Source organism: Stutzerimonas tarimensis (genome assembly GCF_042648805.1).
Classification (GTDB): domain Bacteria; phylum Pseudomonadota; class Gammaproteobacteria; order Pseudomonadales; family Pseudomonadaceae; genus Azomonas; species Azomonas tarimensis.
In genome coordinates this window covers 1-14,165 of record NZ_JBHRXZ010000009.1, presented here as the reverse complement: position 1 = coordinate 14,165, position 14,165 = coordinate 1, and the positions used below count along the sequence as shown (strand labels likewise).

14 protein-coding genes and 1 pseudogene are annotated in these 14,165 nt (G+C 55.7%); 9 read left to right on the top strand and 6 right to left on the bottom strand.

What is annotated here, in order from left to right; translation table 11 throughout:
• Nucleotides 1-330: 330 nt before the first annotated feature.
• The 6 genes from ACFOMF_RS04065 to ACFOMF_RS04040 all read right to left on the bottom strand — a co-directional run bounded on the left by ACFOMF_RS04065 (nucleotide 331) and on the right by ACFOMF_RS04040 (nucleotide 6,498).
• Nucleotides 331-1,626, bottom strand: coding sequence for a PQQ-dependent sugar dehydrogenase (locus ACFOMF_RS04065; RefSeq protein ID WP_386361504.1), 1,296 nt, complete (start codon nucleotides 1,624-1,626; stop codon nucleotides 331-333).
• Nucleotides 1,623-2,078 (bottom strand): DUF2231 domain-containing protein, encoded by a 456-nt coding sequence (locus ACFOMF_RS04060; RefSeq protein WP_386361502.1) that lies wholly within the window; start codon nucleotides 2,076-2,078, stop codon nucleotides 1,623-1,625. Before ACFOMF_RS04060 ends, ACFOMF_RS04065 begins: the two co-directional genes overlap by 4 nt.
• 351 nt (nucleotides 2,079-2,429) lie before the next feature.
• Complete coding sequence (locus tag ACFOMF_RS04055) at nucleotides 2,430-3,329, bottom strand: macrolide 2'-phosphotransferase (RefSeq protein WP_386361501.1); 900 nt, start codon at nucleotides 3,327-3,329, stop codon at nucleotides 2,430-2,432.
• A gap of 237 nt (nucleotides 3,330-3,566) precedes the next feature.
• Nucleotides 3,567-4,799, bottom strand: a complete 1,233-nt coding sequence (locus ACFOMF_RS04050; protein ID WP_386361499.1) for a macrolide family glycosyltransferase — start codon at nucleotides 4,797-4,799, stop codon at nucleotides 3,567-3,569.
• A 128-nt stretch (nucleotides 4,800-4,927) separates the two neighbouring features.
• Nucleotides 4,928-5,656 (bottom strand): hypothetical protein, encoded by a 729-nt coding sequence (locus tag ACFOMF_RS04045; RefSeq protein WP_386361497.1) that lies wholly within the window; start codon nucleotides 5,654-5,656, stop codon nucleotides 4,928-4,930.
• 344 nt (nucleotides 5,657-6,000) lie between these two features.
• Entirely contained in the window at nucleotides 6,001-6,498 is a 498-nt protein-coding gene (locus tag ACFOMF_RS04040; protein ID WP_386361495.1) for a TIR domain-containing protein, read from the bottom strand.
• 83 nt (nucleotides 6,499-6,581) lie between these two features.
• On the opposite strand from ACFOMF_RS04040, the gene ACFOMF_RS04035 reads away from it, so the two are divergent.
• The 9 genes and pseudogenes from ACFOMF_RS04035 to ACFOMF_RS03995 form a co-directional block, all read left to right on the top strand.
• On the top strand, nucleotides 6,582-6,827 hold the full coding sequence (locus ACFOMF_RS04035) for a PQQ-binding-like beta-propeller repeat protein (protein WP_386361493.1): 246 nt from the start codon (nucleotides 6,582-6,584) through the stop codon (nucleotides 6,825-6,827).
• A gap of 33 nt (nucleotides 6,828-6,860) precedes the next feature.
• Complete coding sequence (locus ACFOMF_RS04030) at nucleotides 6,861-7,508, top strand: class I SAM-dependent methyltransferase (protein WP_386361491.1); 648 nt, start codon at nucleotides 6,861-6,863, stop codon at nucleotides 7,506-7,508.
• A gap of 65 nt (nucleotides 7,509-7,573) precedes the next feature.
• The gene (locus ACFOMF_RS04025) at nucleotides 7,574-8,407 is read left to right on the top strand and encodes a hypothetical protein (protein ID WP_386361490.1); all 834 of its coding nucleotides are present in this window, start codon (nucleotides 7,574-7,576) and stop codon (nucleotides 8,405-8,407) included.
• Between the two features lie 135 nt (nucleotides 8,408-8,542).
• Nucleotides 8,543-9,529: an ABC transporter ATP-binding protein gene (locus ACFOMF_RS04020; RefSeq protein WP_386361488.1), complete on the top strand. Its 987-nt coding sequence runs from the start codon at nucleotides 8,543-8,545 to the stop codon at nucleotides 9,527-9,529.
• Nucleotides 9,529-10,332 (top strand): ABC transporter permease, encoded by an 804-nt coding sequence (locus ACFOMF_RS04015; protein ID WP_386361486.1) that lies wholly within the window; start codon nucleotides 9,529-9,531, stop codon nucleotides 10,330-10,332. Before ACFOMF_RS04020 ends, ACFOMF_RS04015 begins: the two co-directional genes overlap by 1 nt.
• A complete protein-coding gene (locus tag ACFOMF_RS04010; protein ID WP_386361484.1) occupies nucleotides 10,329-11,117 on the top strand; it encodes an ABC transporter permease in 789 nt (262 codons plus the stop codon). Before ACFOMF_RS04015 ends, ACFOMF_RS04010 begins: the two co-directional genes overlap by 4 nt.
• Before the next feature lie 65 nt (nucleotides 11,118-11,182).
• Nucleotides 11,183-11,956 carry an amidohydrolase family protein gene (locus ACFOMF_RS04005; RefSeq protein WP_386361481.1) on the top strand — a complete coding sequence of 258 codons (774 nt, stop codon included), beginning with the start codon at nucleotides 11,183-11,185 and terminating at the stop codon, nucleotides 11,954-11,956.
• Nucleotides 11,957-12,261: 305 nt separating this feature from the next.
• A complete protein-coding gene (locus ACFOMF_RS04000; RefSeq protein WP_386361479.1) occupies nucleotides 12,262-13,548 on the top strand; it encodes a M28 family peptidase in 1,287 nt (428 codons plus the stop codon).
• A 298-nt stretch (nucleotides 13,549-13,846) separates the two neighbouring features.
• Nucleotides 13,847-14,046 (top strand): annotated as a pseudogene (locus ACFOMF_RS03995) (arsenate reductase ArsC); the annotation flags it as partial.
• Nucleotides 14,047-14,165 lie beyond the last annotated feature (119 nt).

Below are 14,165 nucleotides of genomic sequence, written 5' to 3'. Positions count from 1 at the left end.
GCTATTAGTCATAAACATAACCGTTTGCCTATCCCTTATCGTAAGGGGGAAACGGTGTCCTGTCTTTCAGGGGGCTCGTTCAGGATGCAACACAACTCATCAAGGAGGTCAGGCGCTTAGCATGAATGGTGGGGAGTGCTTGGGAAAATGACTTGTGTAAAAATCGTACGGCCTGCATGAGTCTCGGAAGTTGGTTTGTTTGGCGACTACCAAACTGCCCGACTCATGCAGGCTCTTTCAAGCTATCCGGCTGATGCAAAAGGGAATTTTGTGGGGATTCCTCAGGGTCTGTCCCCAATCCTCGTCCCCACGTCCAATCTCTTGTAAGGATCACTGAGTGCGCGTCACCCGCCACACCGTATTCGCCAGATCGTCAGCCACGATAAGCGCCCCGCGCGGGTCGACCGTCACACCCACCGGGCGCCCGCGGGTCGTGTCTTCGGATGTGCGAAAGCCGGTGACGAAATCGACCGGCTCGCCTGAAGGCCGGCCGTTGCTGAACGGCACGAAGATCACCTTGTAGCCGACCGGGGGTCTACGATTCCAGCTGCCGTGCTCGCCAATGAAAACCCCTTCGGCGAACTGTTCGCCCATGACAGCGCTGGAGAAGTCCAGGCCAAGCGCGGCAACGTGCGAACCCAGGGCGTAGTCGGGGGTGATCGCGCTGGCCACCTTTTGAGGGTCCTGCGGGCGCACGCGATCGTCGACGTTTTTCCCCCAGTAGCTATACGGCCAACCGTAGAAGCCGCCTTCCTGTACCGACGTCAGATAATCCGGAGCCAGATCCGGGCCTAGCTCATCCCGCTCGTTGACGACTGCCCACAGCTCGCCTGACCCAGGCTGGATCGCCAGTGCGGTGGGATTGCGCAAACCGGTCGCATAAGGCTTGTAGGCGCCGGTTTCGGCATTGATCTGCCAGACCATCGCGCGGTCCGCTTCAGCCTCCATCCCGCGCTCGGTAATGTTGCTGTTCGAGCCGATGCCGACATACAGGTATTGGCCGTCAGGGCTGATGGTCAGCGCCTTGGTCCAGTGGTGGTTTATCTCGGACGGTAGATCGGTAACCTTGGTTGGCGGGCCGCTGGCCTCGGTCTGGCCTTCCTGATAATCGAAGCGCACCAGCGCGTCCTGATTGGCCACGTAAAGATTGCCTTCGTGGAACGCCAGCCCGTACGGCGCGTTGAGGTCATCGGCGTAGACCGTTCGCAGCTCGTAGGTGCCATCGCCATCTGCATCGCGCAGCAGGGTCAGGCGATCGCCACTTTCCACCGAGGTGTTGCCCTTGGCCTTGATATAACCGGCGATCACATCCTTTGGCTTGAGCTGCGCCGCGTTGCCGCCTCGACCTTCAGCCACGAGGATGTCGCCATTGGGCAGTACCAGAGTCTGGCGCGGAATCTTCAGGTCCGTCGCAATCGCCGTGACAGTGAAGTTAGCCGGCACCGTTGGCAGCTGATCGCCCCACGGCGACGGTTCAGCGATCTGCATGCTGGGCAGCAGACCCCGCTCCGGTTCGGGAAGCCTTGGGTTGGCCCCATAGTGCTGGGCGGCGTCTTGCTCGCCGCCGCCGCATGCGCTCAGCAGGACCGCCATCGTCGGGACGCAAAGTGCGCTCGCCAGTCTCATGCCTCACCTCCCGCACGCAGGTTGGTAAGACCGATCCATGTCGCCACACAGGCCAGCAGGGTGACGATTACCGACAGGATCAGGCCTGCCGGCATGGTCGCCCACGCATCCTTCGCGTGCTGTAGAGCGTTGAGGAAACCCAGCACCCAGGTCGCCAGCAGCAGCAGAAAATAAACCAGCGGGCGTCCCGTCTTGTGCTCGGCTCGAATCAGATTGACCACGGCGAACACCAGCGCCAGACCGCAGAACACCAGCCCACCGGCAATCAGCCAGGCGGCGAAGTTGCTCCACTGAATCTGATAGGTGCGAAAGTAGGCGGCATCGCTCAGCAGCGCGCCAAGAAACAGCGGAACGGTTCCAGCCAGCAGGGTTGCGTGCAGCGGGTTTGGTATGTGGCGCGAGACGCTGTGGATTGTCTGCGTGCTATGAGTGCGGTGGGTGACGACGGCCACGAAGAATCCTCCTCGGGCGGCTTGATGCGAAGCGCGGATGCGCTAGCCACCCGGATCGCTCTGAATGTGTACAAAAAGGGATTGTGCCGTTGGCCTTTTGGTTCACTCCGCCCAGCTGGCCGGAAGGAGCTGCCACATGCTCAACACTCAGGCTTGGCTGGCGCTTAGATGAGGAACCGGGAGATGGAGGAGTAGGAGGCGCAAACGGAAAGGGTTCCTGTTCTCTCTTGCCCCGCGGGGCCTAGGCTGCTTCGAGCGGCATCGGTGGCCGTTTGTTTACCAAGCGCGGGCTCTTGAAAACTTAAAGTTCCGTCAGAGGAGAAATCGGGGGCTGTCCCTGATTTTACGATTTTACGCACCGAGCTGGACTTTGGCCGCCGCGAGGTGTTGCTCATTGCCCGTGCTGATAGCAAAGATGCCGTACTTGATCGGCGAAGCGGCGTGCCGCTCCTGGATGTGCTCCAGCATGTCTGGCCAGGTACGGCCGCCGGCGAGTTCGTAGGCGGCAACGAGTCGCTCCAAGCTCCGCGGACTGAAGGCAGCGAGATGGCCTGCAAAGTCGATTGACGGATCACTGATCTCCGCCTCCGTCCAGTCGATCACACCACTAACGCGTGCATCGGCCGTAGCGGTGACATGCCCGACGTAAAGATCGCCATGGGTGAGAACGGAGAAATCGGGCCAGAGTTTGTCGTTGTCCAACCAGTACCGGTACCGCGCTTCCAAATCCCGGCCGATGCCAATTTCCTGCTTCACGCGCTCCATGTCCTGGTGAACCTTGAGCCGTACCTCTTCCGGAGAGGAGGCAGGTATGCCGAACGCCACACCTTCCGCCACAGGTGACGCGTGCAACGCCACGAGCACCTCTGCGAGGCTTGTCACATAGGTTTCGGCTTCCTGATCGATGTTCCAGGTGACGGCATGGGTCTCGGCGTCGAAGACCAGCGCCATGGGGTCCGTCAACATGGGGTACGCCACCAGATCAGGGCTCCGCACCTGCCAGTCCGGAACTTCGACCGGAAGTCGGCGCTTCACGAAATCCAGGATTCGTGCCTCGCGTTCGATCTTGGGCTGCACATCGTCGCGACGGGGAATCCTGAGAACCCAACGCCGCCCCGCCGTGTCCGTCGCAAATCCGACCCGAAAGTCGAGCCCCGTCTCGTTGAACGTCACAGTGTCTGCCAAATACAAGCCATGCCGGGCAGCTAGCGTGAGCGTATCGGTGACAAGCTTGGCGGAATTGTTTGTCATTGGATAACGTATGGTTAAGGGGCGGGCTTTAGCCTGTCCCAGTGAGCGAAGCGAACGATTTGAACTACTAGTTAGGTACCAGTGCCTGGTAGACAATATACGGCGTTTCCGACCCCGTTATTTTCACTTACCTTAGGCTCGTCAGATAAAGCTTTTGGATACGATCCCTAACGGTTTGGGTGTGGAAAACCGGGGTCTGTCCCCTGTGTCCCCAATTTTCCTCCGGTGGAGTCATACTCATGTGGCGGCGAACCTGCCGAGAAGACGTTCCATCAGATCGGCAGCCTCCATTGCTCCACCGCCCTCGTGCAGAGTCGCCGCAAGAGTGCGGGCCGAAGCCGTGTATGACGAATCGTCCAGCAGTGTCTCGACGGTTGTCCGTAGTTCCCTCGTGCTGACCTTCTGCCCACTGAGGTGTTGCCGCAGCACAAGGCCCGCGCCACGGTCCGCGACCGCTTGGCCGATAAGGAATTGCTCAACCTGCTGGGGAATCACGACCATCGGCACCTCGAAATGGAGCCCCTCCATCACACTGTTCATTCCGCCGTGCGTCACGAACACTGCCGCCTGCCGCAGCACCGCGAGTTGGGGCACAACGGCCCGCACCACTATGTTCGAAGACGCTGACTCAAAATCGGCGGGGTCCATGGTACGGCCGACGACCAGTAGCACGTTCGCAGGCAGCGCTGCGAAGGCGTCAATGCAAGACCTGAAAAAGTCTTCGCCCCCACGGTGCAGTGTCCCCAGGGATACCAGCACCAGGGGAGTTTTGTCTTCAAGGAGACGTTCGAGTTGCCGGTCAATCTCCTCGGAGTGTGGCGCGGCATCGATGGAAGGGCCGACGAAGTGGCTACTCGCATCGCACCGGTCATCGGGGGGTTGAATCCATGCAGGAATTGGGAAGATCGTTAGATCACCTCGGGCCGGGAACATCGGACTCGATGGTAGGAGGTCACGACCGGGGCTTCGCAGAAGCCGGCGTCGCGCGCCGAGGGTTCCCGGCAGAGAAGTCGCGGTCTCCCACACTACGGCGAGACACTCGCGAACAGTCAAACTGCGGAACGCGGATGCGTTGACGAGGATCGTAGTCATAAGAGAGATCGCTGGACGGCGCAGACTGGTTGCGAGCATTCGCCCCCATAGGGCGTTCGAGTCGAACATGATCGCGTCCGGCGGGTTCTCCCGCAGTTCCGACTCCAGCAGCGGCAACAGCGTCTGCGTCGCCTCCAATAGTCGTTGTACGACCTTCGCCGATCCGCCGTGAGCGTTGGCATCGGCAATTACTTTTGAGGAGATGGTCCCGTCGGGATAGGCGCGAAAGGTGGCCCCAGCCTGCTCGGCAACGGAGCGGAACTCCTCGGTGACGTAGAAAGTGACGTCGATGCCGCGCCGGACCAGTTCGCGGACTAGCGGCGCGCTAGGGTTGACATGGCCAGCTGCTGGCATGGCGATCATGACGATACGGATCATCGGCACCTCCGTGCGGGATTGTCTTAAGTTCGAAGGGTGGAGCCTGATGCTCTGGGCGCATAACGATTAAGCTAATGGGAGGGCTTTAGCCCGTCCCAGTGAGCGAAGCCAACGATTTGAGCGCATTGTTATACTTTATTTGGCTTCAGCCCATTACTAGCGCCATTTGCCCATCGTGCAAATTCCAGTTCACAATCATCGCGTAATGTGTTGGCTATAGTCTCGGGCTGATTTTCGAGTAATTCGAGTACATGCCTGGACGCATGATTTAAGTCATTTTCTCTAAAAGGGACGCCATGAAAAAGCTTATCTCTGAGTCGTCCTGAAATTTCTATTCTATCAAAATTATATTCTTTGCCTGCAATACTGTAGCAAGCCATCGCGCCATCAGTAAGCCCTAGAAGCTCTTTGACGGCTTTGCGAGAAGGGCAATCTTGAGATTTTAGTTTATAAGCAAGGCTTTCTAAAACTGAAAAAAATCTAGCTATTTTGAAAACCTGATTGCTTTCACTTAATGCGTCTCTGTAGAGGCTTAGTGCAAATAGAAAGTGCTCATCTGTTTGAGCGCACTCAACCATTCTCTGGATTTGATTGGCATAATCCGAACCTACGTTTCCAAACCCGAGTCTTTGTCGTTGCCTGCTGTGAGGCGGTACAGTCCTGAAGTAATTCAGGTCTGATTTACATGTAATGTAAGAGAATGGTGTTAGTTTTTCTCCGGCAACCCATCCGGCAATTTTTTCGGGAATTTCTAACTCTGACTCGGCATATTTTTCCATCGCTTCGGGAGTGTCTTCTTCTTTGAGTTGAACAACTAAAGCGATTACCGGCAGAGCATTTACGCCTTGCTTTTTCAATTCATCAAGTTGTGATTGCTCGACATTGCCGCCGCAAATCTCAATTACATATCTAGCCGTGTATTCTGATTCGTCAGAAATCCTAGCGCTTTAAGAGGAACTGCATGTACACCTTCTTTTAGCTTGATTGTTTCTTGGATGAACGCACCATAACAAAGCTTATGGACTGATGGCTTGTGTTTTAAAATTACCATCACATCTTGTGAATTCATCCAGCCCCCCCAGTGAGGTATAACGTTTGGTTAAGGGGCGGGCTTTAGCCCGTCCCAGCGAGCGCAGCGAGCGATTTGAACCTGTTGTTAGGCGGGTTATATAAGATTATCTCTTTCTAATATTTGTCTTATTTATTCAAAGATTGCAGATATTTTCCCTTTAGGGAACCGTATTTGCCCAAGCCCTTGGATGTTGGTGAACTCCTCACAACCTTCCTCAAGCAAGACAATAGCTTTTTCAAATCCTAAGCGCCCTTGGAACAACCCAACCTCATGGATAACATTCATTCGCGCGTGCTGTTTTCCATCGCTTTGCTCATCTTCTGCCGTCATGATTAGAAACGCGAATGCGGCTTGGTCTAGCATCTGGGACAAACGAGCAATATTTGTGAATCCTGCGACGGGTATGCGATTAAATTCATCCCATGAAACATTGAGGCGGGTTTCTATGAAATCTTTAAGCTCGCGCCAGTAAAGGGATCGCCCATGACCTATGAATATATTTGTCCCAATGCGCTGTTCCATATTTATTTTACTTTCTTGATTTTTTAGATGGCTGGCTAGTTTTGAAACAATCTTGCGAGCTCGGTGCAAGCTGTGAATGGGGCTTTGGTGGTTTTGTGGTTTCATGTCCGAGCCTGTCACCCCAGGGAATAGCGTATGTCGGCAGCAACGATGGATATGTTTACGGGATTGACCTGCATACCCTTGAAATGTTGTGGCGGGTAAATGTGGAGTGCGAGTCCAGGTACACGCCCTTTACTGTGTTACCAAGTGGCGATGCGTTATTTGTAGGCACCGATGAACGCCTGCACTGCCTGGCACAACACACCGGAGAAACCTTGTGGTGTCTCGAGCACAGTGGAGGGTTTCATTCTTCGCCGTTGCTGACGGACGACGGTCATCTGGTGATCGGCTCACATCGTAATGCAGTACATTTTTATCAATGGGTCCGCTAATGTGGATCGAATCCTTGCAAAAAGGGGTGTTGGATGAGTCACGAATTGGATGTCGAGACGCTCTTCGACGAATGGGCCATCGAGGACGGTGCTGTGGACATGGCCCGCGAACATTGGGCTCGGGTCGAGCCCGTGTTGTCCGCACTTGAATCTAGTGAAGGTCGATATTTGGAAATCGGGCCAGGCAATGGTTATGCGCTCGAGTACATCGCCAGATCGAAGTTCGCCAAAGGCTATGTCCGCGCAGTGGAACTCAGCCAAGAAATGGCGAATATGAGCGCCACTAGAGTGCAGGATCTGGACAACGTCGACATCGACGTCGGGAGCTTTCTGAGCTGGCACGCACCAGCAGGTATGCAATTCGATCTGATCTTTTCCATGGAGGTTTTCTATTACTTCGAGGATATCGCCGCTGCAATAGAAAAAGCCGCGCGACTGCTTGCGCCGGGCGGGGAGCTGATCGTCATGGTGGACTACTATGAAGAAAGCGAGGATTCACGAGACTGGTCGCAGGAGTTAGGGGTGAAGCTGACGCGCTGGCCACAAAACCGTTACCTTGATGCATTCAAGGCTGCGGGTTTGCAATCGGTCAAACAGGAGATAAAGAGCGGTGGCGTGCAGGAGTTCGGTCTGACCGTGTGCACCCGAGGACGCAAACCATCGAAGCCAGTACATGATTAAATGCAGCAGGGAGTTTTGCTGATTACCATGGACGGATTGCGCTCGCATTTAAGAAGGAGTGGCTGGTGATATCTCGCCTGGATCACATCGTCTACTCACTATCGGCGAGTCAGTTCACTGATGTCATCGAGCAATTAGTTCGTGCTGGTTTCATGGAGCACACCCGGCAGGTGCGCCACAGCGATGGTCGGATTAGCGCTTTCTTCAGAGTGAGCGGGGGGTATCTGGAATTCTGTTCCTACAGTTTCGCTCCCGAAGAGGATCAGCCCGCGGGCTGCTGCTCGATCTGGCTCTGTTCAACTGATCTGATGGCTGCGGTTGAAAGCCTGCCAACCTCGCAACGTGAAACGCTAGCGGTGACCACAAAGGCGCCGTTGGGTGATGACGAACCGGCATGGTTGATCACAAACTTGCCTGCACGCTGTGCAGGGGACGCGGGGGTGTCATTGATTGAGTACCTGCGGGGCACCGGTGCGGACCTTGCCTCGCGGGTATCGGATAATGGCCTGTTTGCGATCACCGCCGTGTCCCTGCGCTGCGATCGGCCTGAGCTAGATCAACGTCATTACCACGCCAGTCTCGGTGCCTTGACAGGCACGGGTGGAGTAGATAAGGGGCGCTTTACCATCGGACACCAGTGGCTGGCTTTTATGAGTCGCCATGCGCCACGCTACCGTGGTCCTTTGGATCTGTCACAGGCATCGTGCCTGGTGCATATGGCCACGGTCGACTTGAACCAGACGATGTCGATGCTCAAAGCGGCCGGCTTTATATTGGATGAAGTGGCTGAGGTAGGCTTGCTGGCCCAGTCACGGCTCGCACCTTCGTTCTGCCTAGTGCTTGAGGCGAACGTGGATCTTGAATGGCATCAGGCCCGGTTGCTGGCTCGCAGCCAGTAGACACGCGGTCCTGAACGGCAACGTTGGCGACGGTAAGCGGGGAGCCTATGGCACGGCCAGCCAAGTAAATACCACGGATCGCCACGTGCTTGGCTGGCGCTTGACTGAACGGAATGCGGAATTTCAAGGAGAGGTATGTCAAAAGCAATCGAGCTGTGTGGTATCAGCAAGGTATACGAGGTATACCGCGCCCGTGACGACCATTCGCGCAGCTTGCTCAGGTATTTGCGTCGCGAGAAGGCGTACATTCCCGCTGTGCAAGATGTCTCCTTTTCAATCGAGACGGGTGAGGTGGTCGGTTTTCTCGGCGGCAACGGCGCGGGTAAAACCACAACCCTAAAAATGCTGTCGGGCATCGTAAGACCCAGCGGCGGGCACCTGTCGGTGCTGGGCCACAATCCTTTCAAAAGGCGAGCCGAATTTCTCAAATCGATCGCCTTGGTCATGGGACAAAAGCAACAACTAACCTGGGACCTTCCAGCGCTGGAATCCTTTAACCTGCATGGCGCCATTTACGATATTCCGGCTGTCGAGTGCAGACGGCGCATCGACGAGTTGTGTGCGTTGCTGTCGGCAGGTGACATCATTCGCCGTCCGGTCAGGAAACTGTCCCTGGGTGAGCGGATGAAATGCGAGCTCACTCTCTCGCTGTTGCACCGTCCGAGCGTCCTGTTTCTCGACGAACCGACTATTGGCCTGGATCTGGAAATGCAGGTCGCGATTCGCAAATTCCTTGGCGATTACAATAAGCAGTTCGGCGCAACGATCATCCTCACATCCCATTACATGGCAGACATCGAAGCACTAGCCAGCCGGGTCATTGTGCTCGATCGTGGTCGTGTAGTGTTCGACGGTGGCCGGCAGGCATTAGTGAAGGCGCACGTCAATGAGCGCCGGGTCAGCCTGCGCTTTTCCTACGCAGTCAGCGGTGAAGATCTTGGTGCCTATGGCAAGTTAGTCAATCTGGACAGTGAAAGCGCCGAACTGCTGGTAGCAGAGGAGCAGTTCGCCAGCACCGTGGCTCAGTTGCTGGCCAGCTTTCCGGTGACGGACATTTCTATTCAGAGCCCCTCCCTGGAACAGGCATTCCCGCGCTTATTGCTGCCAAAGGAGCATGCCTAATGGTTGCCTTTGCTTCGTGGCCTGGTATCGCCGGGCGCCTGATCCGCATGAGCGTTCTGGTCACCGTGGTATACCGGGCCCAATTGTTCGTGTGGCTCATCAGCGGCGTTGCGCCGCTGTTCATGATGATGATCTGGTGGGAGCTCTCAAGGGATAAAGTGATCGGAGGCTATACGGCAAGCGATTTTGTGGCGTATTTCCTGGGCATCTACCTGGTCAGGCAGTTGACCGCTGTTTGGGTGATCTTTGTTCTCAACGATGAGATACGCCAAGGAACCCTGTCGGGCCGTCTCCTTAAACCGATTGCACCATTCTGGTTCCATGTGGCTGAGCATTTGGGCCAGATGTTGGTGCGCGCGCCAATCGTGGTTACGGTGTTCTATGTGGGAGCCTCGTTGTTCGCGATTGACCTGACGTCCATCGTATGGCGAATACCGCTCTTCCTGGCCTCGCTCGTCCTGGCTTGGATCATCATTTTCCATATCTATTACTGTGTCGGCCTGCTGGCATTCTGGATGGCCAACTCCCTTGCGCTGGATGCGATGGTCTGGTCGATGTACACCGTTCTGGGCGGTATGCTGATTCCCGTCGATCTGTTCCCTGAAACCTCCAGATACCTAGTGGCGATGCTGCCGTTTTCCGCGTCGCTGGATTTTCCCGTCAAGGTATTGATTGGCAAGGTCGTCGGTGTCGACCTGTTACACGGTTTTGCGGTTCAGCTGTTCTGGGTGGCGGTGCTGGTCGCGTTTCGCCGGGGACTTTGGCGACGGGGCTTGAAGCGTTTTTCTGGAGCCGGCATATGAAACTTAGAACGCTGAAAGTTCTATACGCGTTGATCAGACATTCGATGCTCGCCGAGCTAGAGTTTCGCATCAACGCCCTTACCAACGCGCTGAACACCGTGGTCGGGATGCTTCTGGCACTGTACTTCCTTGATGCCATGTTCACTGAAGTCGACACCCTAGGCGGCTGGAACCTGTACCAAGTGCTGGCACTGTTCGGGGTGGCACTGATACTGGAAGGTTTGCTTGAGGTCTGGTTGTTTCCAAGCCTGCACGCGTTGTCGGAGCAGGTGCGTACCGGGGACCTGGATTATCTACTGGTGCGTCCGGTCGACAGCCAGTTTCTAGTGTCTTGTTCCAAAATCAGCCTTTGGGAATTGCCACGCGTATTGATTGGCGGGGGGGTGGTAATTTACGCCATGCAAAGCGAGGGTGCGCTGGGGATAGGCAACCTGATGGCCTTCGTCGGGCTTATGGCCGCAGGGGTGGCAATTTTCTACTCGTTATTCCTGATCACCTGCACCTTGTCGATCTGGTTCGTAAAGATCGGAGATGTCTGGATCATCAGTTACACCCTAATGGAGATTGCCCGGTTCCCGGTAATGGCTTTCCCACAAACGATTCGCATGATATTAACGTTCCTCGTTCCGGTGTATTTCGTTTCCAATGTCCCGGTAGCAGCGGCCATGGGTCTGGTCGAATGGCAGGCAGTCATGGGAGCGTTTTTGTTCGCGGTTGCATTTCTTTGCCTTTCCCGGGTGTTCTGGCTGTTTGCTCTCAGATCCTACAGCAGTGCCAGTAGTTAGCATTTCGAGGCTGCACAAGATTATTAGCGTGCGGTGGTAATGATCGATTCACAGGGAAGTTTTCGATGAATAGTTATTCCGGGCCAGTTTTCGACGCACATGTGCATACCGAGTTCGCTGCGGCCGGCGATCTGCCGGCATTCAAAGCACTGAAATCTCAATTCAATATTCGCGCATCCGTGACAGACTCGCATGCGCCCGCCTGCGGTGCCCAGGCCTTAAAGGCGCTGGGCGTGGCTAGATGCGCAGTCATTGCCCAGCCTGAATGGTGTCACGACTCGTTGGTGCAGGGATTGGCCAGCGGCGTTTACGTGGCGATCAAAATCAATTTAGGATTCATGCCGGTCTACGCCGACGACTCCAGACTAGAGTCCCTGTACTCGCTCGCCCACGAGTTCGATGTCCCCGTGCTTCTGCACACCGGCGACACTGGCTGGCATCGCTCCAGACTCAAGTATGCTCATCCGTTGAGCCTGGACGAGGTTATCGTCGACCATCCGCAGATAAATTTTCTCCTAGTACACAGTGGCAATCCATGGTTTACCGATGCCGCAGTTATCGCAGCAAAAAACAATAATGTATGGCTCGATCTCAGCTCGATCGTCGAAGGGCCATTGAACCAGGTCTCGCCAGCGACGCTGAACAGGTTGATGATCGACCCGATTCGCTGGATGCTCGACTATACCGGCAAGCCGGACAGGCTCATCTTCGGCTCAGGCTGGCCATCCGTCGACTATCCGAACTATGTCGCCGCGTGCGCCAAGGCAATAGATCAGCAGTACCACCGACAAGTATTTTTCGACAACGCCACCCGCTTGTTCAAAATAATCGAAGAGTAGGGGGAGCTTGCATGCGTCGGTCACTGCCAAAAAAGACGAAACAAAAATCGAAGCAGGCTTCGGCCTTTCGTGGCTACCTCAGACACAAGGCTCATGCCGTAGAGCTCGCAAACCATTGCCGAACATTATCAGGGCCGCTGTACGCCGGACGAAGCGCCGGGGAACCAGGAGGTTGGCGTGCATCGCGGTGGATTGCCAGGAAGGCGCAAGCATTAGGACTGACGGGGTGGCACGGGCGCCGAAGTTTCTTCCAGTCGGTACCCTTGGGCTGCGCCACCGCCAGGCCTGGACCGAATAGCCTACAGATGCTCAGCCTCGGCGACGGGTCGCAGCACGACTTGCTGCACAAGGATGAGTTACTGATTCGCTCCCAACAGGCCAGCGTTACGCTCAACAACACGCCTCTGGTGTTCGTCGGCTACGGGATCATTGCGCCGCAATACAAGTGGGATGACTACGCCGGGATCGATGTCGTTGGCAAAGTGGTGGTGGTACTGCCCAACGATCCCGGGGGCGAGCGTTTCTTGGGTGAGCGAATGACTTACTACGGCCGCTGGGAATACAAGTACGAGGAAGCTGCTCGACAAGGTGCCGCAGGCGTGATCATTGTCCACACTGATGAATTGTTCGGCAGCGCCTTCCCCCTGGTCAGAGACGAGATGCGCCGTGCGTTTCGTTTTTTGCCGGGGGCGGTGCGTAGCGGTTTGGAGTTTGAGAGCATTTGCAGTGAGCGTTTTGGGCGGCAGTTATTATCGACGGCAGGAGTCGACCTGGATGCTTTCGTGGCTGCCCCTTGGCCCATGGCCAATCGCGCCTGCCGGCTAAATGCCTGCCTGCAGCTGCATTTGAATTTCGACATTGGCATCCGACATTGTCGAAATGTTTTGGCCATGAAAAAAGGGAGGTTGTTTCCTCGCCAATGTGTATTGCTGTGCGCGCATTGGGATCACCTGGGCAAGACTTCGGATAGGACGCAGCCCCGAGGCTACTATCCTGGCGCTGTCGACAATGCCATTGGCGTTTCGGTATTGCTCGAACTTGCCAGACGATTGGCAACTGCGGCGCCTTTACGTCGCACTGTACTCTTTGCCTGGACCTCTGCTGAGGAGGTCGGCATGCTCGGCTCCGCGCGGGTAGCGCAATTGATCACCGAGACCGGGCTGAATGTGGTCGCTGCGCTCAACGTCGACGGCTTCGTACCTATTGGCAAAACCCACGACCTAAGCCTAGTGGACGGAGATCAGTCAGACCTGCCCGAAGCCTTCGTGCGCGCAGGCAAATCTCTTAACCGGCTTATCACGCTCGATGATGAGCCTCGTGCGGGCTATTTTTACCGATCCGACCAGGCGAGCTTCGCGAAGATCGGCATCCCATCAGTCCAAGTAAGTACCGGAAGCAATCTACTTAAAGGGGGAGTGCAAGAAGGCATGAAGCGGCATGATTTCTACGACTCGAATACTTATCACCGCACCTCCGATACGTTTAACCGAAACTGGGATTTCGCCAGTATCTGCGCCGATATTGACGTGCTTCATGAAACGCTGTTGATGCTGGGCGACTCATTATGCCGTGTTCGCCTTCGCTCGCGTTAATGGCTGGCAGGAAATAGCAAGAAAAACCTCACTGCCTCTGTCGTCAATACGAGGAAGCGTACATCAATGGCATGGCCGGCGCCGTCAGGTCATACGTCGATTTCAGCCACTAAAATCTGGCTAGGGGCATTAGGCTGACGAGTCGTTTGAACTCGCGGTCGAACTGCGAGCACTTTACATAACCGACATTGAACGCCGCCGTCGAAACACTCGCGGCGAACAATGCAAACACGAGCAGCGGCGGCTTGCGACCAGCACGTATGCGCGCGACCAGGATCAGCAGTAAAGGAATCCTCCAGTGAAAGTTTTGTTCATGTGCAATCACCACAACTTTCGCAGCATTCTCTCCGAGTCAATGTTCAACCACTTGGCGGCGGAAGGCATGGCGGTGGCAGGCGTTTTTCCCCCTTGGCTTGAGCAGTAAGGCCAAGTTAGCATTCGAAGATCGTGATTACCGTCTGTGACCAAGCGACAGATGAACATGCCCCATCTTTTTGGGCTCGCCTTAAAGGGGCGGTTGCAGGAGCTGAGTGCAACGTAAGCGCTCCATAAACCCCACCTTCAACTGAGCTATCCGTTTCCGGATGCTGGGCTCCCTGTTTTCCCCAGTGGAGCCC

Excerpts from the sequence above, each read along its gene's own strand:
- ACFOMF_RS04065 (WP_386361504.1), bottom strand. The coding sequence starts at position 1,626 with ATGAGACTGGCGAGCGCACTTTGCGTCCCGACGATGGCGGTCCTGCTG.
- ACFOMF_RS04055 (WP_386361501.1), bottom strand. The coding sequence starts at position 3,329 with ATGACAAACAATTCCGCCAAGCTTGTCACCGATACGCTCACGCTAGCT.
- ACFOMF_RS04050 (WP_386361499.1), bottom strand. The coding sequence starts at position 4,799 with ATGATCCGTATCGTCATGATCGCCATGCCAGCAGCTGGCCATGTCAAC.
- ACFOMF_RS04040 (WP_386361495.1), bottom strand. The coding sequence starts at position 6,498 with ATGAAACCACAAAACCACCAAAGCCCCATTCACAGCTTGCACCGAGCT.
- ACFOMF_RS04035 (WP_386361493.1), top strand. The coding sequence starts at position 6,582 with ATGTTGTGGCGGGTAAATGTGGAGTGCGAGTCCAGGTACACGCCCTTT.
- ACFOMF_RS04030 (WP_386361491.1), top strand. The coding sequence starts at position 6,861 with ATGAGTCACGAATTGGATGTCGAGACGCTCTTCGACGAATGGGCCATC.
- ACFOMF_RS04020 (WP_386361488.1), top strand. The coding sequence starts at position 8,543 with ATGTCAAAAGCAATCGAGCTGTGTGGTATCAGCAAGGTATACGAGGTA.
- ACFOMF_RS04015 (WP_386361486.1), top strand. The coding sequence starts at position 9,529 with ATGGTTGCCTTTGCTTCGTGGCCTGGTATCGCCGGGCGCCTGATCCGC.
- ACFOMF_RS04010 (WP_386361484.1), top strand. The coding sequence starts at position 10,329 with ATGAAACTTAGAACGCTGAAAGTTCTATACGCGTTGATCAGACATTCG.
- ACFOMF_RS04005 (WP_386361481.1), top strand. The coding sequence starts at position 11,183 with ATGAATAGTTATTCCGGGCCAGTTTTCGACGCACATGTGCATACCGAG.
- ACFOMF_RS04000 (WP_386361479.1), top strand. The coding sequence starts at position 12,262 with ATGCTCAGCCTCGGCGACGGGTCGCAGCACGACTTGCTGCACAAGGAT.